This is a genomic window from Nocardia sp. NPDC051463, assembly GCF_040681975.1.
GTDB lineage: Bacteria > Actinomycetota > Actinomycetes > Mycobacteriales > Mycobacteriaceae > Nocardia.
The window spans coordinates 760,179-781,252 of the sequence record NZ_JBFBAB010000001.1; the positions used below are offsets into that span (position 1 = coordinate 760,179).

Here is a 21,074-nt window from a genome sequence, read left to right on the forward strand (position 1 = left end):
AACTTCGGGTCGTCTCCTGCGCTGTCCGTCGCCCGCTAGATCGGCTGCACTACTTCGACTTTTCGTGCGGTGATCTGAATCCCCGGCTCGCCGGCGATGCGTTCGACCGTCGCACCGGCGACCGGCAGATCGACGACGAGCTGCCGTCCGTCCTCCAGATCCAGACCGTAACCAGCGATGTAGGTGCGGAAGAATGGCAGGCAGGCGCGCGCCATCGGACGCGGCAGTCGCCACCGATCGACAAACCCTTGGGCATCCTCGAAGGTGCAGCCACGGTCGGCCTCGATAATCAACAACAGACCGCCCGGACGCAGCACCCGGATCATTTCCGACAGGCCCTTGCGCTGATTCGGCCAATGCTTGATCGACCCGGAACTGAGCACGGCGTCGAAGCTGTTGTCCGCGAAGGGTAGATCCATCGCCGAACCCTGCCGGAACTGCACGCGGCCGCCGAGTGGCGCCCCGCGCTTCTGGGCGCGCCGGACCTGCTGCGGTGACAGATCGATGCCGCTGAGCTGCAAGTGTTTGCCCGCCGTGGCCAGGCCGACCGCAAGCTGTCCACCGCCGCAACCGACATCGAGAACCTGTGCCTTGTCCTTCAATTCGGCGGCGACGTCGTCGAACAATGTCGGGGTCATATCGCGGACTGCGTCGGAGATGAAGTTGTCGTAGAACCAGGAGTCGATCGGGTTGTAGCGCTTGGTCTTATCCAACAGAACAGTCATGGTTTTCTCCTAGACGCGGGTAGCGAACTTGATCTTCTTGGCAAGGGTGGGGAGTTCCTGCTGCGCGATGATCGCCTCCTGGACCCGCTCCCGGCTGGAGCGCACGATCTCCATCGCCTCCTTCACCGCGACATCGATATCCATCACGGTGGGGATGTCCAGCACCTTCATGATCGACTCCAACCGCTGCTCCGGGGTGCCACGCACGGTCACCACGGGCTGCCCGAGTTCACTGATCGCATGCAGCAGATTCTGATCGGAGAGGGCACGGTAGCGCTCGTCGACCGGGCGGTGGCCGTCCGGATCCATCGGCACCTCCACCGGGAGGTGGAAGAAGATGTCGTAGTTCTGCCTGGCGCGCTGCCTTGCCATGTCCCCGTAGGCATTCAGATAGCGGCGATAGAACGGTCGGCCGGGCAGGGTGATGGTGTTCTTCAGCACCTTGTGCCATCGCGCCGATCCAGGATTGGGACCGGTGATCAGCCGAGTGGTGCCATAGACCCACTCGTTGAGCACGGAGCCGTCGGCGATGAATCCGCCCTCGGCGTCCAGGATGGCCTCGGCCTGGATCCGCAGTTCCAGGCGGCGGAAGCCGAGCGCCATGAGTTCGGTCGTGCTCAGATCCTGGAACCGCATACCCGGATACAGTTCGGTGACCACCTCACGAGCCGACGAGGCGTCGACCCGGGGAATGCCGGTCAGCAGGGATAACGCGGTCGAGGTGGTGGTCTTCCCGGTGGAATAGGTTCCGGAGATCACAATGCGTCGATAATTGATTCCCGACATGGGATGCCTTTCTCGGAGAACAGGTTCCGCGGAACTACGCGGGAAGTCGATGGGCCAAGTCGTACCGGACCTCGCAACCGGCAAAATCCGCTTCCCAGGTGGATATTCGCCAATCGCCGCCACCGAAGGTGAGAATCATCGACCGCACCATCTGCGTCGATGCCGAGCCGGGTTCGTAAGGCGGTGGCGCAGTCGCGGCCCGGGCGGTCATCCTTCGCATCCACAGCGTTTCACTGTCCTTGCGGGCGATATTGTCCAGATCGTAGAGCAGGACCTGGGACAGCTGCGCGAGGATCACCGTCGCGTCGACCAACGTGACCGACGGCTGATAGGCATCGGCGACGCCGCACCCGGCTGCGGGCGAATCTTGCTCCACCAGTTCGAATTCGGCGTCGGCCCGGCTTTCCTGACTGGATATCACGACATTGCGTAGGTATTGACCGCGCTGATAGACCGCGCCGTTGAAGTATCCGTGTCCTTCCTCCCACACAGTGCGTGGCTCCATGGTGCGCAATCGGGGTGTGACCGGCAGCGCGACGGTCGCTTCCAACGCCATGGCGGCACCTAGCTCGCTGGTGACGGTGATCGAGGAGTCCCCGACCGCGGTGACGGTGGCGACGATCCGGAACTGGTCGAGCGATTCGGTCGCCGCCGTGCCGCTGCTGAATTGGATATAGGACAGCCACGACGACCGTATTTCGCCCGCTGTCAGGCCGCAGAACTCGCGCAGGATGACCTCGAGCAGTCGGTAGCCGAAGATCGAACAATCGATGCTGCTCAGATGCGGCTCCAGCACCCGGGAGCTCTTCTGCGACCAGTCGAGCGGATAGGTCACCCCGGCCGCGGCGGTGAGTCGTGGCCGGCCTGCCGGATCGTGATCCAGCGCGATATCGAAGATGTGGTGGGCAATTCGCTTGTAGCCCTCGCCGAAGAAGCGGCCCTCCCGGTGGCCCAATACGGCGTCGATGGTGTCGAATGCGATCAGTTCGGTGGACATGCCGCGTCCTTTCAGGCCGCGACCGGCTCGTCGCCGGGCGTCTCGAATTGGCTGACAATTTTGGTTCCGAGACCGCGCAGCGACAGGCCCCTGCTGATCTCGAGCGCGGAAATCTTGAGATCGAGCGCTTTTTCGGTACGGGCGCCGAACTCCATCGCCATCAACGAGTCCATCCCGAGGTCGGTGACCGGCTCGTCGATATTGATGGTGTCGGTCTCCACGCCGAGCACCACCGCGAGTTGATCGGCGAGCCGCTGCGCGACGAAATCGACTCGCTGCTCGACCGGCAAGGTGAGGATCTCGGCGCGCAGCGTGCCCCCCGATGCGCCACCGACGCCGACCTCGGCGAGCAGTTGGCGGAACCGATGGGTTTCGGCGGAAGGCCGCGCGCCGCGTGACCACACCTCCCAATCGATGTCGGCCACCACGGCCTGCGCGGTGTCGAGAGATAGACATTCACGCAGCAGAGTGGTCGCCCTGTCCATATCGATGGGAAGGAAGCCGAGCATCTTGACGTAATCGACCAAGGCCTCGGTGGTGTCGGCCATACCGCCGCCACTCATGAAACCCCAGTTCACCGACAGTGCGGCCGCGCCTCGGCCGCGCCGGTTGGCCGCAAGCGCGTCGAGCGCGGCATTGGCTGCGGCGTAACCGATCTGTGGAGTAATACAGCCCAGTGCGCTGATCGAGGAGTACAGCACGAACATGTCGAGCTCGACCCCGACCGCATCGGTGGCCCGATCGAGATTCTCGGCGCCGCGCACCTTGGCGAACAGGTCGTCGACGGACTCGCGCGTGATCTGCGGAATGGGCAGATTGTTGACCACCCCGGCGGCGTGGAAAATGCCGCGCAACGGTCCGGCCGCGCCGTCGATCCTGGCGATGAGACCGACTGTGGCGTCGTAGTCGGAAATGTCGAGGCGCTCCTCGACCACTTCGACTCCTGCCTCGGTGAATTCGGCGATCTGGGCGCGAGCCTGCGGGCTGGCCGCACCGCTGCGGCTCGCGAGCACCAGCCTGCGTGCCCCCTGTTGAACCAGCCAGCGGGCCGTGGCGAGACCGAAGCCGCCGAAACCTCCCGTCACGAGATAGCTTGCGGCAGGGTCGATCCGTGGATATTCCAGCTTCGGCCGCACCAGCGGTTGATCCTGGCGGAAGTCCACTACGACCCTGCCGACCTGATCGGCCCTTGCTACCGACTCGAACGCGGCGACGATTTCCGACAGCGGATAGGCGGTGTAGGGCAGGTATTGGTAGGTGCCCTCGCGCAGGGCCTGCTGGGTGATACGCATCGGCCTGCGCAGAATCTCCGGATCGTGCGCCAGCGCCCGATCCATGTCGACAGCGATGAACGTGAGGTTGCGGTCGAACGGCCCGAGATCGATAACGCCGCCGGTGTAGATATCGGCTTTGCCGATATCGATGATTCGACCGAATTCCGCTGCGACACGGAAGTTCTGCTGCAGGATCTCACCCGGCGCGGAGCTATAGACCACGTCCACACCACGCCCGCCGGTCAGTCGCGCGATGTCGTCGACGAAATCGACCGACCGCGAGTTCAGCACCTCGTGCGCACCCACCGACCGCACGTGCTCACGTCGTTCCGGCGTACCCGCGGTCGCGATCACCCGCGCGCCGATATTCAACGCGACCTGTACCGCGGCCATGCCCATGCCGCCGGCAGCGCCATGGATCAGCACGGTCTCACCCGGCTGCAGTTCGGCCAGCGTGCGCAGACCGAATTCCGCTGTCAGGAAGGGCAATCCAGAACCGCAGGTCAGCGGGTCGTAATACTCGCCGGGCGCGAGTGGATGCGGCAACGTCGCGCCTGCGTCGGCGGGCATCGTGACGTACTTGCGCAGGATATCGCGCGCACACACCATCATTCGGTCGCCCACGGCGATATCGGTGACGTCCGGTCCGATCCGTTCGACCAGACCGGAGCCCTCCATACCCACTGTCATTCCGAAATAGGTGTCGCCGAGCTCCTTTTCGGTGAGAACGCCGATGATTTTCATGGCGTCCTTGTAATTCAGTCCGACGGCGTCCATTCGGATCTCGATCTCGCCGGGTCCGGGCGCGGTCCGGTCGGTTTCGCGCAGCGCCAGATCCGACATCAGTCGCGACCTGGGGATCTCCACCTCGAAGGATTGGTCGGGCTTCGACAGTGGTCCGGTCTGCTCGCGCTGCTCCAGGTAGGACGCGAGATTCCGCTCGAGCCGCACGGCCCAGTACGCGTCACCGCGCACCGCGATCTCATCGACGATGTCCTCCACCAGAATCAGATTCGCGACAGGCGGCCCAGCGGTTGCGGCCAGGTCGATCAATCGCCACCTGGCGACCGGCTGCTCGTTGAGCAGGGCCCGGCGCGCGCCGATCAACGCGCCGTGGCGAATTCGGGCCGAGGCGTCCCCAGGCGTGCGCAGGGCCTGCTCGGTGACCAGGACACCGCGAATCTGCACCGCCTCGTCACCGATGCGCAGATCCTCTACGGCGTTCGCGATGCGGGCCAGCCAGTAGATATTCTGAGCGGCCGCGAATTCGGTGTCGAAGACGACGACCACCCGGATCCGTGGTCCGGCCGATGCTCCTTCGGTGCGCAGCGCGAGTCGCAGCCGTTCGTCGGCGCCGTCGTCGGCGGGGTCGGTGATCACCACGGTCCGATCGGACCGATCCCCGAGCAGCGCGACCGCGCGATCGGCGGCGTCGGGTCCGACACAGACGGTAACGACGACCTCATCGAATTCGGGTTGTTCGACCGGCAGCTGCGGTTCGATGGTCTCCCAGATCGACTGGTAGAAAACCTGTTCCAGTTGATGTGGAATATCGACCGCCGCGCTGACCGGACGGAACTCGACGCCGGTCATCCGCATCGCGACCTCGCCGTGCTCGCCGACGATCGCGATATCGGCGCGCAGCGGAACGCTGCCCCGCCTGGTCACCACCACCCTGGCGCTCTCGGGCAGCTCGTGGAGCCACCGCACGCCCGCGATCGAGGCAGGCACGATGGCGACATCGGAATCCGCTGCCGAACCGGCGGCCAGTGCAGCAACGCACTGCAATGCCGCATCGACGATGACCGGGTGGGCGAGATGTCGGTGGGCGACCTCGACGGGCGCCAGTGACGCGACGACAGCGTCTCGACCGACGACGGCCGACACAATGCGCTGGAAAGCGGGCCCGTAGTCGAGCCCGCGAGAAGCCAAGGCACGGTATAGATCCGGACCTGCGATGACCATAGCGTCCCCCGGTGCGGCGATGTTCTCGAACGCGGGCTCGAAGTCGGCCTCGATCAGTCGGCCGTGGGCGTTCAATGTCCAGTTCGCGGTGTCGGCCGAACGCGAGCGGATCATGAAGCGGCGCGTCGATTCCTCCACGGTCACGCGCAGCACCGGCACATCGTGCTCGTCGATCACCAGCGGCGCGACGAATTCCACCGACTCCAGTCCCGCGCTCGTGCGGCCGGTGCGCGCTATCACGGCACTCAGCGCGGCATCGAGATAGGCGGCGCCCGGCAACACGACGTAGCCGTCCACGACATGGTCGGCCAGCCAGGGCAGACGCGAAACCGAAAGCTGCACTTCCCATTCCGACGACACCGCCGAGGTAGGGTCGCCGAGCAGCGCACGACTGTCCGGTGTGCCGAGCCGGTCGAGCAACGTAACCGGCTCGTCGTGCCAGATGCGCTTGCGCTGCCACGGGTAGACGGGCAGATCGACGTGCCCAACCACCGAGGCGGGCCTGCCGGGGATCGACGAACTGTCCAGCGAGCCCGCGACATACAGGTCGGCCACCGCGCGCAGCACATGCTGGCGGTCGCGCCGGTCCCGCGCCAGCGTGGTCACCGAGGCGCCGACCACGCCGCGCTGGATCAGCAGCTCTCGGATGTTGCCGCTGAGCACCGGGTGCGGTCCGACCTCGAGAAACACCCGATGCCCAGCGTCGACCAACGCACCGATGGCGTCGGCGAACCGGACGGGCTCACGGACATTGCGGCACCAGTAATCGCCTGTCCAGGTGTCGCCCGTGATCTCGTCCGCCGTCACGGTGGAATAGGTGGTGACCTTCGCGTCCCGCGGAGCGAGCGAGGCCAATTCGGCACGCAACTCGTCGAGGATCGGGTCCATCAGGTGGCTGTGATAGGGCACCTCGACCCGCAAGGTGCGCGCGAAGACGCCGGTGGAGGCCAGCATGTCGCGCAGCATCTCCAGGTCCTGGCTGTCGCCGGCGAGGGTGATCGAACCGGGACTGTTGACCGCGGCGATCGAGATGCCCTCGGTGCGCGCGAGTAGCTCGCGCGCGTCGGCCTCGGACATGCCGACGGCGAGCATGCCACCGGTACCCGCCGTCGCGGCCTGCAAACGGGATCGGTGATAGCTGACGGTCACCGCGTCGCGCAGCGACAGCGCGCCGGAGATGTACGCAGCGGCGACTTCACCGACGCTGTGACCGACTACCACCGACGGATAGATGCCGTAGTCTGCGAGTTCGGCGGCCAGCGCCGCCTGCAACAGAAAGTTGGCGGGCTGGGCGTATGCGGTCTGCATTATGCGCGAATCGATCTCGGCGGCGAGCATCTCGTCGAGGATCGACCAGCCCGCGACCGCCACGAACTCACGGTCGATCTCGCGCGCCACCCTCGCGAAAGTGCATTCGGTGGTGAGCAATTCACGGCCCATTCCCCACCACTGCGGACCCATGCCGCTGAATACGAAGACCGGCTCGACCTCACCGTCACCGACGATCCGGCTCGGTGCGCGACCCTCGCCCGCGGCAAAAGCGACCAACTGGGCGCGCAGATCCTCGGCGTTCTCGTAGGCGAACCCGACGCGCAGTGGGTGGTGGGCGCGGCGGGTCCATGCCGCCGCCGTCACCGTCTCGATAGGCTGCTCGGCCAGCGCCGAAGCCATCTCGCCCGCGAGCGTCCGCACGGCGGCCTCGCCACGTCCGGAGACCGGCAGTACGCGCAGTACCGGACGCTCGTCCTCAGGTGCGGCCGTCGGCCGCGGCGCTTCACCCAGCACAACGTGTGCATTGGTGCCGCCGTACCCGAATCCGTTGACCGCGACGATGCCCTGTCCGGGTGCCGCGCGCAATGGCTCGGCAGCCAGTGGCACGCGCAGCCGTAGCTCGTCGAAGGGGATGTCCGGATTCGGCGTATCGAGCGAGCATTGTGGCGCCACGGTGCGATGGTGCAGTGTCAGTGCCGCCTTGATGAGGCTCGCGACACCGGCCGCCGCCTCGGTATGCCCGAAGTTGTTCTTCACCGAGCCGACCGGCACCGGTTCGCTGCGGCCGTCCACCGCGCCGTATACCGCTCCCAGCGCCGACAATTCGATCGGGTCGCCCACAGCGGTGCCGGTGCCGTGCGCTTCCAGATAGCTCACCTCGTGCCCCGCGATGCCGGCGTCCTGACGGACCTGCCGCGCAAGTTGTTCCTGGGCAATCGGATTCGGCACCGGGACAGCGATCGTGCGACCGTCCTGATTGACCCCACTCGCGCGGATGACCGCGTAGATGCGGTCATTGTCACGCTGGGCCGCCTCCAGTGACTTCAGCAGCACCGCGCCCGCGCCCTCCGCACGGCCGTACCCGTCGGCGGCCGCATCGAAGGTCTTGCAACGGCCGTCGACGGCGAGGAAGCGACCCTTGCACATGGAGATGAAGGTCTCTGGCTGCAGCATGGTGTTGGCGCCGCCGGCCAATGCCATCTCACATTCGCCGTTCGTGATCGCCTGGACCGCCAAGTGCGTGGCGACCAGCGACGAGGAGCACGCCGTGTCGACGGTCAGGCTGGGTCCGTGCAGGTCGAGCAGATAGGAGATGCGGTTCGACAGCAACGTGTGCGAGGCGCTCATCGCTGTGTGATTCGTGATGGCCTCCCGCACCAGCGGCCCACTGCGGCCGAGCACGTTGTCGAGAATGAATCCGCCGATGTAGACACCGACGGAGTGGCCGGACACCCGCCCGGCCATCCCCGCGTCGTCGAGCGCCTCCCAGGTCACCTCGAGCAACAGCCGCTGCTGCGGGTCCAGGATGGCAGCCTCCCGATGGGCGATGCCGAAGAAATCGGCATCGAAATCCCAGAGTGGTTGGCTGAGGAAGCCACCGCGCCTGGTGTACATACGGCCCGGTGCGTCCGGATCCGGGTCGTAGTACTTCTCGATGCTCCAGCGATCCACCGGAATATCGACGATGCCGTCACCCTTTGCGAGGAGAAAATTCCAGTAGCTCTCCGGGTCGAATACGCCGCCGGGAAATCGGCAGCCGATACCCACAATTGCAATGTCGACCATTATCACTCCTGGTCTACGGAAATTAAATATGCCGAGCCCACCCGCAGCATAAATATCGATCGAGCCTCTTCGCTCGCGATACCCATGATATTCACGGGGTGGATCAGACGTCAATCTTGTTGCACTAGAACCGTTTCAGCCTGCGCAAGATCGATACGAGCGGTGCATTCGACAACATTCCGCTTCTCATTTTTGGATGAATTGCACTCAGGTTCATGAGCACGGCATAACGCAGGCCGTTGTCGCGCCATTCGGCAAGCTGATCGATCACTTCGTCCGGTGTCCCGGTCAGACAGAATTCACGCACCAGCGACCGCGGGATTTTTTCGATGTATTCGAGCACGGTCGGTTCGTCCAAGGTCTGCGGAATGAGGTCCTGCAGACCGGCGAAATCCGCGCCCATCGGATGGGTGGCGCCGTGCCTTGTCCACATCTCGCCAGGGGCACACAGCGTGAGCGCCCGCGCCCCGACACTGTCGGTCAGCTCGTCGACATCGGACTGTCGCGCGCCGGTGAGCACGCTGAACACCGCGGCGGCGTCGACCGCCATCGGATCGCGGCCTGCGTCGGATGCCGCGCTGCGGACCTGCTCGAGCCGCTGCCGGTAGTCCTGCGGCTGTTGCGCGAAGCCAGGGAACCACACGTCGGCGTATCGTCCTGCGGCGCGCAACATTCGGGGGCCGCCCGCGGCCACCCAGATCTCGGGCCGGGTGCCCCGATACGGCGGAATATCGAAGACAGCGTTGCGCAACGGGAAGTGCGCCGACTCCCGAGTGACCAAGCCGCCGTGTGAGTCCCATAGCGCCCGGATGGTCGCCAGCGCTTCCTCGAAGCGCGCGACCGGCGCTTTCCAGTCCACACCGTAGGGCTCGTTGTTGTCGCGGATGCCGGTGCCGATGCCGAGAATCGCCCGGCCCCTGCTCAATTGGTGCAGCGTCGCCGCGGCTTGCGCGGTCACCGCCGGATTGCGCCTACCCGCATCGGTGACACCGACCCCGAGGCGCATCCGCGCCAGCCGGTTCTGCGCGGCGAGATACCCGAGCGCGGTCCATGGTTCATAGATCCCGTCCGCGTGCGGTGCGAGCCTGGTGATGCCGACATGCCTCGGGTTCCAGATCGAGGCGGGCAGAATAGAGGGCAGATGGTCGGTCACCCAGAGCGAGTCCGCGCCACCTGCCATCGCCAAAGAGCGGCTGCCGCGGAACTGCAAGTCGGGCGAAAACCGGGTGTAGACACCCGAATCCATGACGCCGGTGCGAAATTTCGCCATGTCGTGTCCTGTTCGATCATTTGGCTACTGGCTCGAGATCGACGCTGGTCTCGGAGATGTGGATATGTTCGTGCAGAGTCGCGAGGCGCCGCGGCGCCCACCAGTTGGCGGCGCCCATCAGCCGCATCAGCGCGGGTGCGAGGACGCCGCGGATCATGGTGGCGTCCGACAGCACCGCCAGCGTCAATCCGAGGCCGAACAATTGGATGAACGACACGCGCGAGGTCACCATCCCCGCGAAGGCGATGGCCATCAGGCACGCGGCGGCGGTGAAGATGCGCGCGGTCCGCGCCACGCCCATCGCCACGGCATGGGCGTTGTCGCCGAACAACAGCCACTCCTCACGGATGCGCGAAAGCAGGAACACCTCGTAGTCCATCGACACACCGAAAGCAATGCAGAACATCAGAATCGGCATGGTCGGCACGAGATAGCCGGTTGGAGCGAACCCGAAAAGTCCGGCCAGATGCCCGTCCTGGAAGATCCACACCATCGCACCGAAGGTCGCCGACAGCGACAGCGTATTGAGCACCAGAGCTTTGACCGGCAGCACAACGCTGCCGGTGAAGAGGAACAGCACCACGAACGTGGACAGCGCGATCAGCGCAATCGCCAGCGGGACCTTCGCACCGAGAGCATGCAGCGAATCGACGTTCTCCGCCGCGGCACCGCCGAAGCGGGCCGGACCGGGAGCGGCCACCACACGAATCCGGTCCAACTGGTCGGTGCCCGCAGGCGAATAGGGATCGAGCCGAGTACCGATTCGGAGATAGGTGCCCGCGTCATCGGCCATATCGGGCAGCGCGGAAGCCAGGCGGGTGCCGCCGATGTAGGTACCGGCGGCCGAGACCACCGAGGTGACACCGTCGACACGCGAGAGCTGAGCAGCGTAGGTGCCGAGCGATTCGCTCGGACCGTGGTAGTCGGGCAGCGCCACGAGCACACCCGCCATGGCATTTTCCCGGAAGTCGGTGCGCAGCGCATCGCCGACCTCATGGCTGGACGCCCCGGCGATCACTCGGTCGTCGGCAGACCCGAACCGGATCGACAGGAACGGCGCACCGAGCACCAGTAGCACGGCGATCACGGCCGCCGCGGCCACCACGGGATGACGCATCACCACGGTCACCGCGCGATACCAGCGACTCGCGGCCGGATCGACGGCAACCGGCAGCGGGCGACGCAACAGGCGACGCAACAGGCGACGCAACGGGATTCGCAGATCGAACAGATTCACCCGTGGTCCGAGCACTGCCAGCGCCGCGGGCACGAGCAGCAACGTGGTGAGCACAGCCGCCGCGAGCACAGCCAACCCCGCGTAGGCCAGCGAACGCAGGAAATACAGCGGGAACACCAGCAACGTGGACAGCGACAACGCCACCACGAGGCCGGAGAACAACACGGTGCGGCCCGCCGTCTGTGCGGTACGCAGCACCGCCGCCGTGGTGGCGCGGCCGCTGGCGAGTTCCTCACGGAATCTGCTGACCATGAACAGGCTCGAATCGATCGCGACGGCAAAACCCAGTGCGCTCATCATGTTCAACGCGAAGATCGACACATCGCCGATCTCGGAGAGCAGCCGCAGAATCGGCAGCGTCGCGAAGATAGTGAAGACACCGACAGCGAGCGGAATTATCGACGCGATCACGCTGCCGAACACCAGCATCAGCGCCAACCCGGTCAGCGGCACGGCAATTGCCTCGGTGACCAGGAGATCCCTAATGATCTGGTGGCTCATCTGGTCGAGTGCGACCGCCTGGCCGCCCGCTCGGACCGTGACGCCGTCGGTGTCACCTGCGAGCTGTTCGGCGATCCTGCCCGCCCGCTTCGGCGCGTCGGTGTCGTCGCCGGTGACGTGGGCCAGTATGAGGCCGCTGCGGTCATCGGTGCTGCGCAACGCCTGCCTCAGGTCGGCGGGCAGGTCCCAGTACGACTGCACGGCGTCGATGTCAGCGCGTCCGCGCAGGTCCTTCGACAGTCGTTCGCCGACCGACCGGGCGGCGGGGCTATCGATGCCCTCTGGTGCGCTGACCAAGAACACGAGATTCGGCGCGGCACCCGGAAAACTGCGATTCAGCAGTGCCGCGACTTGCGTCGACTCGGTGTCCGGCGGCATGAAGCCACCCGATTTCAAGTGCGCAGGCGCCGTCCAGCCGAGCGCGACACAGACAATTCCGATCAGCAAGGCCCCAGAGAGAATCGAACGCGGCCGACGTGACGCAAACCGTGCGACACCAACAAGCATGACGATTACCTCGTGAGATCTCGGGCGTTCGGGCGAATTGCGCTCGGGTGATTATTCGGTGGTAGCGGATGCGGAATCGATGTGGCTGGCCAGCGCACGCCATTCTTTGGCGTTCTTGCTGGCGAGCTCGGTGATGACCGGCACGGTGTGCGGTGGCACGGCGGCGATCAGGGTGGTCCAGACGTCGCGCTGGATCGAGTGGGTGTGCAGCCAGCGCAGCAGATCTCGGCCCTGTTGGTTCAGCCGCATGGCGGGATCGCGGGTGAGCTGTTGCAGCAGCAGCGAAGCGTCATCGGGTTGTTCGGAACTACCGACGCCGACCGGACAGTCCATCTCGCGCAGTCGCTTTCGGATAGCGTGGGCGGTACTGATCGACACCTCCGCGGCCGCGGCCAGTGCCCGCAACGGCATATCGGGCGAGCCGGCGAGCAACTCGGCCACCCGCCGCCTGCGCTGCGTCCGATCCAGTGACCTGCGGCGTCCGTCTGCGCCGACACGAACGTTCGACTGCGGAATTTCCGCACTCGAACGCTTTCGAATGGCGGCGACCGTCTTCCCCGACAGACCGGTACTGGCCGCGATCGCCCGGTCCGACAGCTCCGGCATCGAATCAATGATGCGCTCGGCCGCTGCCTTTCGATCCGCGAGCGTCAGCGGCAACCCGTGCGTCGTGTTCAGCTCGACGCCGCGAAGGAAGGCCTCGGCCTGATTGCCGTCGAAGAATTCGACCTCGATGTTGTCCTGCTGGCGCAATCGCGCCGCCCGCAGCCGGTGCATTCCGTCGATGACCCGCATTGTGCTGCGGTGCACCAGGATTGGTGGCAGTTCGGCCTCACTCTCGGCGAGGCGGGCGATATGCTTGCGGTCCTCGCCATTGGAACGGGGCGAGTCCGCAGGCAACAACTGATCGATCGAAACCAGATAGCGCGCGCTGGTCGAGATTGGAACTACATCACCGGCGGTAAAACTTCGCTCAGCGGACATTCGAAACCCCCAGGGGTGTCACCCAGAAACGGCACGGTCATCGATGACCCGACGGTCTCGAAACCGTCCAGGCTCCGACCGATCGGTCACAGCGTATGTGCGCGGGGTGTTCGATACTAGGCTTTCCAAGAAGAGTGGGGAGAGTGCGAAACTATGACAGTCATTGCCGACCCCGGTCGTACGGCACTGCTGATCGCGGGCACTGTGGTAGCGGAACGTGAGGGGCTACAACGCCTTTCGATCAATGCGGTGGTCGCGGAAGCCGGGATGGCGAAAGGCACCTTCTACCGCCACTTCGTTAATCGCCGCAGTTATGTCATCGCACTACACCGCCGATTCTTCGACTCTCTCTCGCAGAAGGTATTGGCCGCCCTGGTCGGCATCCCACCGGGGCTCGAGCGGGTCGGTCTGAGCCTCGACGCATTTCTCGACGCCTGCCTCGATGCGCGTGGCACCGAGGCGTTCATGGTGCAGGCACGCACCGATCCGGATCTGCGCGAGGAGATCCGCAGACGCCACGAAATCTTCGTCGCGGTGGGGCAACCGGATATGGTCGCGGTGGGCTGGCCGGACCCGAACGCCGCCTCTCAGCTGAAGGTGGCCATGGTCGCCGAGATCTGCATCGCCGAACTCGATGTCCGCCGTCCCCGCCGCGACCTGCGCCGCGCCGCGGTCCAGATGCTCACCGCGAACCTGCAGTCCGTCGGATAGTCCTCCTCCCGCGGGCGCGGCGGGGAGAATGCGCTCAGCGTTCTTCGTACCGAATGTCGTAGGCGGCGGCGATCGGATTGATCTTCGCCGGGTCGAGTTCGCCATCGGTCAGCACTGCGGGCCCAGCCTCGAAAAGGTCCTCGAGGTAGTGCTCCCAGCCGCCCGGCGAGGAGATCTGCAGGACCCGCGGCGGCGGCGTCGAGACACAACGCAGCGCATGCGGAATGCCGCGGGGCAACAACGTGAAGCTGCCTTTGCTCGCAATGTAGGTCCGGTCGTCGTAGTCGATGCCGAGTTCGCCTTCGAGGACGTAGATGCCTTCGTCGGCCGCGTGATGGATGTGGCGCGGAATGTCCCTGGCGACAATCACTTCGAGCAGGGAGAAGCGGCCGTCGGTGTCGGCGGTCATCGCCTTCACGGCGAAGGCCGGCGGCATCGGCACGCGTCCCGGTCGCACCTGGGTGGGTTCGAGAAAGATGAAACGGTCTTCTGACATGGAAAGCTGTCCTCCACTGTGAGACACTGGAATCGGAATCCTATTCCGTTTCAATTAAGACCGAGGAGTGCAGACGTTGTCAACCCCATCGACGTCCGGACGAAAAGACGCACAGCGCAACCGGTTACGCCTACTGGAGACCGCCAGGGCGTTGTTCGCCGAGCGCGGCGACGACGTACAGATGCCGGAGTTGGCGCGGGCAGCAGGGGTGGGGGTCGGCACCGTTTACCGACATTTCCCCACTCGGCAGGCCCTCGTCGAAGCCGCCGCCGAGCATCGTTTCGACGAGCTGGCCGAATACGCGCGCACCGAATGTCGCAGGCAGCCCGAGCTCGGCCGCGGGCTCGAGCTGTATCTGACCAAGGTCGGGGAGGTACTGGCAGGCGATCGCGGACTCTCGGCCGCCATCGAAACCGCCCGCGGGACACCGGAGACCGAACCGCGCGGCACCGCCCTGACCGAACTCGAGGCAGCCATACAGGTATTGATCGCCGACGGCCGGGCAGCGGGAACGCTGCGCACCGACGCCACGGTCGCCGATGTCTACATGCTGGTTGGCGCGTTGTCCGCGACCATCCGCACCGGCAGTGGCGACTGGCTCCGATTCATCGACCTCGCCATGAACGGCTTGCGTGTGTCGTGAATCATCGACCGTGACAACGAAAACCGCCCCGGTGTCCGGACGAACACCGGGGCGGTCGGTAGGCGCGGCTACTGCTGCGGGTTGCTACCCGGCTGCTGCCACGAACGACCATGGGGATCGTCGGGCCGGTATTGCTGCGGTGGCTGCGGCTGTTCCGGCGGGAACGCTTCGTGCACGGGAATCACCGGTTGATGCGGAGAAGGTTCATAAGAGCGTCTCGGTGTAGACGTAGCGCCTTCGACCGGGGTGCGGGCATCGGCCTCCGCAGCGCGGACGGCGCGTTCGATGGCCGGATCGCGTGCCGTGTCGAACCACCCCGCGACGTCGGAATCGTCCTCGGGCTTGCTCGCCACGTCATCGACAGGCGCGGGCTCGTACCGGAAGACGCCGTCCTCGCCTTTCGTGGCGAAGTTCTGCGCGAATCCTTCGAGTGCCTTTCCGAAATCACTCGGTACCAGCCACACCTTGTTCGCATCGCCGCGCGCGACCAGCGGCAGCGTCTGCATGTATTGGTAGGCAAGCAGTTCCGGTGTCGGCTTACCTGATTTGATAGCGGCAAAGACCTTTTCGATGGCCTTCGCCTGACCCTGCGCCTGCAGATAGGAGGCCGCACGTTCACCCTGGGCACGCAGAATACGGCTCTGCCGTTCGCCCTCGGCCGCCAGGATCGCCGACTGCTTGGCGCCCTCGGCGGAGAGAATCGCGGCCTGCTTGGTGCCCTCGGCCGTCTTGATCTGCGACTCCCGCGTGCCCTCCGCGGTGAGGATCATCGCGCGCTTCTCCCGGTCGGCCTTCATCTGCTTTTCCATCGACTCCTGGATCGACGGCGGCGGATCGATGCTCTTGAGCTCCACCCGCGCGACGCGCAGGCCCCAGCGCCCGGTCGCCTCGTCCAGCACACCGCGCAACTGCCCATTGATCTGGTCACGCGAGGTCAACGTCTGTTCCAGCGTCATACCACCGACCACATTGCGCAGCGTCGTCACGGTCAACTGCTCGACCGCCGCGATGTAGTTGCTGATCTCGTACACCGCCGCCTGTGGGCTGGTCACCTGGAAGTACACAACGGTGTCGATGTGCAGCGTCAGATTGTCTTCGGTGATCACCGGCTGCGGCGGGAACGACACGACCCGCTCGCGCAGGTCCACCTTCGCCCTGATCCGATCGGCGAAGGGCACCAGGAACGTCAGCTGGCCGGACACGGTCCGCGAGTACCGTCCGAGCCGCTCGATGACGGCCGCCTCGGCCTGCGGCACCAGCGCGATCGACTTGAAGACGACCACCACGACCAGCAGCACCAGAACGGCGGCAACGATCAGTACAGCCATTACGGCCCCTTCCAGACGACGGCAGTCGCGCCGTCGATCTTCATGACGAACACCTTGGTCCCTTCCGGATATTCTTCGGTCGGATCGAACGGCCGAGCGGTCCACACCTCACCGCCCAGTTTCACTTGCCCGCTGTGCTCGGTCACCGCGTCGAGCACCAGTGCCGACTTGCCGGGCAGCGCGTCCACATTGGTCGGCGTCAGCGGCGGCTTTCCGTAGTGCCGCAACAGAACCGGCCGCACCCCCAACATCAGAACGATCGAAACCACCGCGAAGACGATCGCGTCCACAACCACCGATGTGTCTGCGGCGAAGCTGATTCCGGCGGTCAGAAGCGCGCCGCTGCCCAACATCAGCAGAGTGAGGTCTCCGGTGAGCATCTCCGCCGCCGCGAGCAGAATCCCCGCGACCAGCCAAACAATTGCGGCCACAAAACCACTGTAGTGGTCCGGACCCCATCTGGGCCGGACAGACACAAGATCAGCCCTCCACCACCGGCCGGGCCGGGCACGGTAGCTTCGGGCGGGTGAGTTCGCGTGACATGTATGGCAACGACATCTTCGGCGGGCACTCGCGCAAGCAGCACCGGGCAGTGCCGCAGGTGACGGCGGAGCGAGACCTCGTCGTCGAAGACGCGGCCACCGGATTCTGCGGCGCCGTGGTCGGATTCGATCGCAGCTACGACGGCGAATTCGTCAAGCTGGAAGACGGACGCGGAGCGGTGCGGCTGTTCGCGCTGCGCGAGGCCGCGTTCCTGATCGACGGCCGACCGGTCACTCTGGTCCGGCCTGCCGCTGCCGCTGCGAAAAAGACCACCCGCTCGGCGTCGGGTTCCACACGGGTCGAAGGGCTACGCGCCCGCGTCGCCCGAACCAGCCGGATCTGGGTGGAGGGCGTGCACGACGCGGCCCTCGTCGAACGAGTCTGGGGCCACGACCTGCGCGTCGAGGGCGTGGTCGTGGAACATCTGGAGGGTCTGGACAACCTGGCCGAGCGACTCGTCGACTTCGACCCGGCCCCCGGCCGCAGAGTCGGCGTACTGGTCGACCACCTGGTCACCGGCTCGAAGGAAACCCAATTGACCACCGGCCTCGGCCCGCATGTCCTGGTCACCGGACACCCGTTCATCGATGTCTGGCAGGCGGTGCGCCCCGCCACCGTCGGAATCGAGGCGTGGCCGGAGGTGCCACGCGGCGAAGACTGGAAAACCGGCGTCTGCCGCCGCCTCGGCTGGGGTACTCCTCGAGAGGGCTGGCGGCGCGTCTACCACGCCGTCGAATCCTTCCGCGACCTCGAAGCCCCGCTCATCGGCGCGGTGGAGCGGCTCATTGATTTCGTCACCGAGCCCGAGTAGTAACCCGCTCGTCCGAAATATCCGGATTTACCGAACCTCACATGCTGGGCAGCCGATACGACCGGGACGTCGAACGAAGCCCGTCGCCGCATTCTGCAAGACTCGACGGGTGACCAACCATCGTGATGTGGACGCAACCCGGCTCGCTACCGACTCGCTCGCGCAAGGCGATCCGACCGGATGGTTCGAGCAGCTGTACGCCGCCGCGGAGTTGGGGTCGGCGATCGTGCCGTGGGATGCCGATGAACCGAATCCGCTGCTGGTCGACTGGGCCGAACGCCACGAGCCTGCCGGTGTCGGCGGGCGGGCGCTGGTGGTCGGCAGCGGGCTGGGCAGGGATGCGGAACATGTTGTGCGGCTGGGCTTCCGCACCACCGCCTTCGATATTTCCGAAACCGCGATTCGGACGACCCGCGAGCGCTTCCCGAACTCGCCGGTGGATTACGTCGTCGCTGATCTGCTCGATCCGCCCGCCGAGTGGAGCGGTGCGTTCGACCTCGTGGTGGAGTCCATCACCGTGCAGTCGATGCCACTGTCGGTCCGGGCCGAGGCGATCGCCCAGGTCGCGGACATGGTGGCGCCGGGTGGTGAACTGCTGGTGATCTCCGGCATCCGAGTGGAGGGCGAGCATGTGGACGGTCCGCCATGGCCGCTGACTCGGGCGGAAATCGAATCGTTCGCGGTAGACGGGCTGGAACCCATACGTATCGAGCAGGTATCCCTGCCGACCAGGCCGGAGGCATACCGGTGGCGCGCGGTGTTCCGGAGGGCCTGACACCAACGAGTTAACCATGCGCATTTCGAATCAGTCGGGCCATCCATGCACGCAGCTCACCGGGGCACCAGGGATGGATGCCCCCGGGTAGCGATCACCCTTTATGCTCGATGATTATGTGCTCTCCTAGTGCCACGCTGACGGTGTGGGCCGGCTCATGGCTGGCCGGCTGCAGCGCGCCCGACGACATACTGGAGGCCTTGTACGCCTGGGCGCCGCAGCACACCATCGCCGCAGGCGACCCGGAGACCGGCGGCCGCAACGACCTGCCATGGTCCTCGCGGGGCAACCTGCCCGGCACCGGAGTCATGGCCTTGCTCAAGGTGATTCGCGAAACCATGGCGCAGCCGGGTGCACAGCTGCGGCTGGTGCTTCCGGTGCCGGGGGACGTGCGTGGCCTGCCCGCGGGCACCGTGTTCGCCGCCGACGCGGTCGACACCGGTGAGGGCTTGCTCATCGGCGTCCCAGGAACCGATGGCACCGGTCTGATCCCACAGTGGGCCGACGACGACACCTTGCAATGGACCGTCTACAGCACCCCTATCCCGCCCGCACCCGGCCCCGACATGTCGCTGGGCGAGGCCGAATACGCAATGCGCGAAGCCGTCCGCGACGCTGCCGACGCGCTGATGCAGCTGCACACCACCTCCGTCAACGCCGCCGACTCCGACCCACGCGAACTCATCGAGGCCGAGCTCGCCGACTACTCCAAACACGACTACCCCGAGTCGATTCCGTTACGCGCCAGGCGAATCCTGAACAGCGCCGACCACGTAGCGGCCATCCTCACCGTGGCACAACGGGAACCGGCATCCTCCCCCACGTCGGCAACGGCCATCGGCGCGCAAGAAGACCTGCTGCGCCCACTCTGGGACGCCATCCGCGCCGCCCGCCTCGTCGCCGTGCACGCAGCGGCCCGCGCCACGTCCTGAGTCACGCGAACCCATCGGTCTGATTGCTCACCAGGTGGCGGCCTCTTCTGGTTGAATGGGGGCCGATCAACCCGGCTCTCCCACGCAGGGTGGTGCGCAATGCTCCTCACACAGCGCAGTTCCGCGGTCCTGGCCGCCGCGCTGATCGGTCTCGGTCTCCCCGCGGCGGTTCCCGCCTCGGCGATCGTGGGTGGCAGCCCCGCAACGGCGACGGCGTACCCATGGCTCGCCGCGATCGGCAGCCCACTCTTCCTTACCCGTGCGTCGGGACAGTTCTGCGCCGGTGCGCTCATCGCGCCGGATCAGGTGGTCACCGCAGCACATTGCGTCCAGCCGGCCCAGCTGATCCCACCGGCACTCACCGTCACCTTCGGCCGCACCGACCTGCGCTCGAATGACGGAGTCACCGTGCGAGTCCGAGACATTCGCATCGACCCCGACTTCCACGACACCGACTTCGACGGCGAAACCGTCCACCACAACAACGTCGCAATCCTCACCCTGGACCGTCCACAACCGGGACCGTTCGTAGAAATTGCTACCCAGCGAGCCGATTTCGGCACAATCCTCGGGTGGGGCGCGACCGCGGAGGGCAATTACTCCAATACCGTCCTGCGCGCCGCCGTCGTCCCTCTGGTCTCCGACAGTGCCTGTACCGCCGCATACGGCTCGGCCTTCGATCCACGCGACATGCTCTGTGCGGGTTCTACCGACGCAGACACCGGCCAACTCGATAGTGGTGGACCATTGCTCGTCGATGGCAGGCTTGCGGGGCTCACCTCATGGGGCAAAGGCAGCGCGCGCCCCGGCTTCCCGGGTGTCTACGCACTCCCACAGCTGGATCGATGATTGTCGGCAAACTTGATGCGCCCTGACCCTGCGGTCAGTAGGAGGGCGGCTGCTGCGGCGGGTATTGCTGGGGCTGTTGAGGATACGGCTGCTGCCCGTACGGTTGCGGATAGCCCGGTGCCGGCGCTTGCTGCGGATAGGGCTGCCCCGGCGTCTGCGGCGAGTAGGGCTGGCCCGCCTGCTGTTGGGGATACGGCTGGCCCGGCGTCTGCGGCGAGTACGGCTGCTGCGGATAGGGCTGGCCGGGGGTCTGCTGCGGATAGGGCTGCGGCGCGTACTGCTGTTGCGGGTATTGCTGCGGCGGGTACGGCGGTGGGCTCTGCGGCAACTGGTTCTGGTTCCTGCTGTTCGACGACGAGCGGACGACAATGACGATCGCGACGACGATGATGATCAAGCAGATGATGCCGACGACATAGGCCGAAGCACTCACGCCGCCGCCACTGCTGCTGCCACCACGACGCCGAGCGTCGTAGGCGTCCAACGCCGTCACCCATGTGGTGCTATCGGACCACACGTGCGTATCGAGCATGCCTGCGGTGGTCAGCAGGTCGACAGAGACCATCGGGTTCCCCCTTCGAGCGGCTCCGGTCCTCTACTGAAGCCGAAAGGGATGCTATCGCAACCTCGTTGAACCTCCCGAGGCTGGGCAGTCGAGGTGCACCACTGGGCAGCCGACCCCG

Annotated in this window: 17 protein-coding genes; 6 read left to right on the forward strand and 11 right to left on the reverse strand. The window is 65.7% G+C overall.

All coding sequences use genetic code 11. The features are described 5' to 3' along the window. Positions 1-35: 35 nt before the first annotated feature. The 7 genes from AB0M74_RS03405 to AB0M74_RS03435 form a co-directional block, all read right to left on the reverse strand. Positions 36-725: a class I SAM-dependent methyltransferase gene (locus tag AB0M74_RS03405; RefSeq protein WP_364901150.1), complete on the reverse strand. Its 690-nt coding sequence runs from the start codon at positions 723-725 to the stop codon at positions 36-38. 9 nt (positions 726-734) lie between these two features. Further along, entirely contained in the window at positions 735-1,511 is a 777-nt protein-coding gene (locus AB0M74_RS03410; protein WP_364901152.1) for an ATP-binding protein, read from the reverse strand. Positions 1,512-1,545: 34 nt separating this feature from the next. Continuing rightward, positions 1,546-2,508, reverse strand: coding sequence for an AvrD family protein (locus AB0M74_RS03415; protein WP_364901154.1), 963 nt, complete (start codon positions 2,506-2,508; stop codon positions 1,546-1,548). An 11-nt stretch (positions 2,509-2,519) separates the two neighbouring features. Then, positions 2,520-8,804 carry an SDR family NAD(P)-dependent oxidoreductase gene (locus tag AB0M74_RS03420; RefSeq protein WP_364901156.1) on the reverse strand — a complete coding sequence of 2,095 codons (6,285 nt, stop codon included), beginning with the start codon at positions 8,802-8,804 and terminating at the stop codon, positions 2,520-2,522. A 124-nt stretch (positions 8,805-8,928) separates the two neighbouring features. Further along, the gene (locus tag AB0M74_RS03425; RefSeq protein WP_364901158.1) at positions 8,929-10,074 is read right to left on the reverse strand and encodes an LLM class flavin-dependent oxidoreductase; all 1,146 of its coding nucleotides are present in this window, start codon (positions 10,072-10,074) and stop codon (positions 8,929-8,931) included. A gap of 16 nt (positions 10,075-10,090) precedes the next feature. Then, entirely contained in the window at positions 10,091-12,259 is a 2,169-nt protein-coding gene (locus AB0M74_RS03430; RefSeq protein WP_364901160.1) for an MMPL family transporter, read from the reverse strand. Positions 12,260-12,370: 111 nt separating this feature from the next. Beyond that, positions 12,371-13,303 carry a ParB N-terminal domain-containing protein gene (locus AB0M74_RS03435; RefSeq protein WP_364901162.1) on the reverse strand — a complete coding sequence of 311 codons (933 nt, stop codon included), beginning with the start codon at positions 13,301-13,303 and terminating at the stop codon, positions 12,371-12,373. A 153-nt stretch (positions 13,304-13,456) separates the two neighbouring features. On the opposite strand from AB0M74_RS03435, the gene AB0M74_RS03440 reads away from it, so the two are divergent. Next, a complete protein-coding gene (locus tag AB0M74_RS03440; RefSeq protein ID WP_364901164.1) occupies positions 13,457-14,014 on the forward strand; it encodes a TetR/AcrR family transcriptional regulator in 558 nt (185 codons plus the stop codon). 34 nt (positions 14,015-14,048) lie between these two features. Here the strand turns inward: AB0M74_RS03440 and AB0M74_RS03445 are convergent, their stop codons facing one another. Further along, entirely contained in the window at positions 14,049-14,510 is a 462-nt protein-coding gene (locus AB0M74_RS03445) for a cupin domain-containing protein (RefSeq protein ID WP_364901166.1), read from the reverse strand. Between the two features lie 76 nt (positions 14,511-14,586). Between AB0M74_RS03445 and AB0M74_RS03450 the strand changes: the two genes are divergently transcribed. Continuing rightward, positions 14,587-15,153, forward strand: coding sequence for a helix-turn-helix domain-containing protein (locus AB0M74_RS03450; RefSeq protein ID WP_364901168.1), 567 nt, complete (start codon positions 14,587-14,589; stop codon positions 15,151-15,153). 68 nt (positions 15,154-15,221) lie between these two features. On the opposite strand, the gene AB0M74_RS03455 is transcribed toward AB0M74_RS03450, so the two are convergent. Together AB0M74_RS03455 and AB0M74_RS03460 are read right to left on the reverse strand one after the other, a co-directional pair. Further along, a complete protein-coding gene (locus AB0M74_RS03455) occupies positions 15,222-16,481 on the reverse strand; it encodes an SPFH domain-containing protein (RefSeq protein ID WP_364901170.1) in 1,260 nt (419 codons plus the stop codon). Next, positions 16,481-16,912 (reverse strand): NfeD family protein, encoded by a 432-nt coding sequence (locus AB0M74_RS03460; RefSeq protein WP_364901172.1) that lies wholly within the window; start codon positions 16,910-16,912, stop codon positions 16,481-16,483. The genes AB0M74_RS03455 and AB0M74_RS03460 overlap by 1 nt, the downstream gene beginning before the upstream one ends. A gap of 95 nt (positions 16,913-17,007) precedes the next feature. Between AB0M74_RS03460 and AB0M74_RS03465 the strand changes: the two genes are divergently transcribed. The 4 genes from AB0M74_RS03465 (at position 17,008) to AB0M74_RS03480 (ending at position 20,391) form a co-directional block, all read left to right on the forward strand. Next, on the forward strand, positions 17,008-17,835 hold the full coding sequence (locus AB0M74_RS03465) for a DUF3097 domain-containing protein (RefSeq protein WP_364901174.1): 828 nt from the start codon (positions 17,008-17,010) through the stop codon (positions 17,833-17,835). A 109-nt stretch (positions 17,836-17,944) separates the two neighbouring features. Then, positions 17,945-18,610 (forward strand): class I SAM-dependent methyltransferase, encoded by a 666-nt coding sequence (locus AB0M74_RS03470; RefSeq protein WP_364901176.1) that lies wholly within the window; start codon positions 17,945-17,947, stop codon positions 18,608-18,610. 116 nt (positions 18,611-18,726) lie between these two features. Further along, positions 18,727-19,542 carry a hypothetical protein gene (locus AB0M74_RS03475; RefSeq protein ID WP_364901178.1) on the forward strand — a complete coding sequence of 272 codons (816 nt, stop codon included), beginning with the start codon at positions 18,727-18,729 and terminating at the stop codon, positions 19,540-19,542. Positions 19,543-19,641: 99 nt separating this feature from the next. Beyond that, positions 19,642-20,391, forward strand: a complete 750-nt coding sequence (locus tag AB0M74_RS03480) for a serine protease (protein ID WP_364901180.1) — start codon at positions 19,642-19,644, stop codon at positions 20,389-20,391. A 34-nt stretch (positions 20,392-20,425) separates the two neighbouring features. Here AB0M74_RS03480 and AB0M74_RS03485 read toward each other — a convergent pair whose 3' ends face one another. Next, positions 20,426-20,956, reverse strand: a complete 531-nt coding sequence (locus AB0M74_RS03485; RefSeq protein ID WP_364901182.1) for a hypothetical protein — start codon at positions 20,954-20,956, stop codon at positions 20,426-20,428. Positions 20,957-21,074: the final 118 nt, after the last annotated feature.

Bases quoted from the DNA above. Each gene is read 5' to 3' on its own strand.
- AB0M74_RS03410 (WP_364901152.1), bottom strand. From the start codon at position 1,511: ATGTCGGGAATCAATTATCGACGCATTGTGATCTCCGGAACCTATTCC.
- AB0M74_RS03445 (WP_364901166.1), bottom strand. From the start codon at position 14,510: ATGTCAGAAGACCGTTTCATCTTTCTCGAACCCACCCAGGTGCGACCG.
- AB0M74_RS03415 (WP_364901154.1), bottom strand. From the start codon at position 2,508: ATGTCCACCGAACTGATCGCATTCGACACCATCGACGCCGTATTGGGC.
- AB0M74_RS03435 (WP_364901162.1), bottom strand. From the start codon at position 13,303: ATGTCCGCTGAGCGAAGTTTTACCGCCGGTGATGTAGTTCCAATCTCG.
- AB0M74_RS03480 (WP_364901180.1), top strand. From the start codon at position 19,642: ATGCTCCTCACACAGCGCAGTTCCGCGGTCCTGGCCGCCGCGCTGATC.
- AB0M74_RS03425 (WP_364901158.1), bottom strand. From the start codon at position 10,074: ATGGCGAAATTTCGCACCGGCGTCATGGATTCGGGTGTCTACACCCGG.
- AB0M74_RS03455 (WP_364901170.1), bottom strand. From the start codon at position 16,481: ATGGCTGTACTGATCGTTGCCGCCGTTCTGGTGCTGCTGGTCGTGGTG.
- AB0M74_RS03475 (WP_364901178.1), top strand. From the start codon at position 18,727: ATGTGCTCTCCTAGTGCCACGCTGACGGTGTGGGCCGGCTCATGGCTG.
- AB0M74_RS03485 (WP_364901182.1), bottom strand. From the start codon at position 20,956: ATGGTCTCTGTCGACCTGCTGACCACCGCAGGCATGCTCGATACGCAC.
- AB0M74_RS03440 (WP_364901164.1), top strand. From the start codon at position 13,457: ATGACAGTCATTGCCGACCCCGGTCGTACGGCACTGCTGATCGCGGGC.
- AB0M74_RS03420 (WP_364901156.1), bottom strand. From the start codon at position 8,804: ATGGTCGACATTGCAATTGTGGGTATCGGCTGCCGATTTCCCGGCGGC.
- AB0M74_RS03405 (WP_364901150.1), bottom strand. From the start codon at position 725: ATGACTGTTCTGTTGGATAAGACCAAGCGCTACAACCCGATCGACTCC.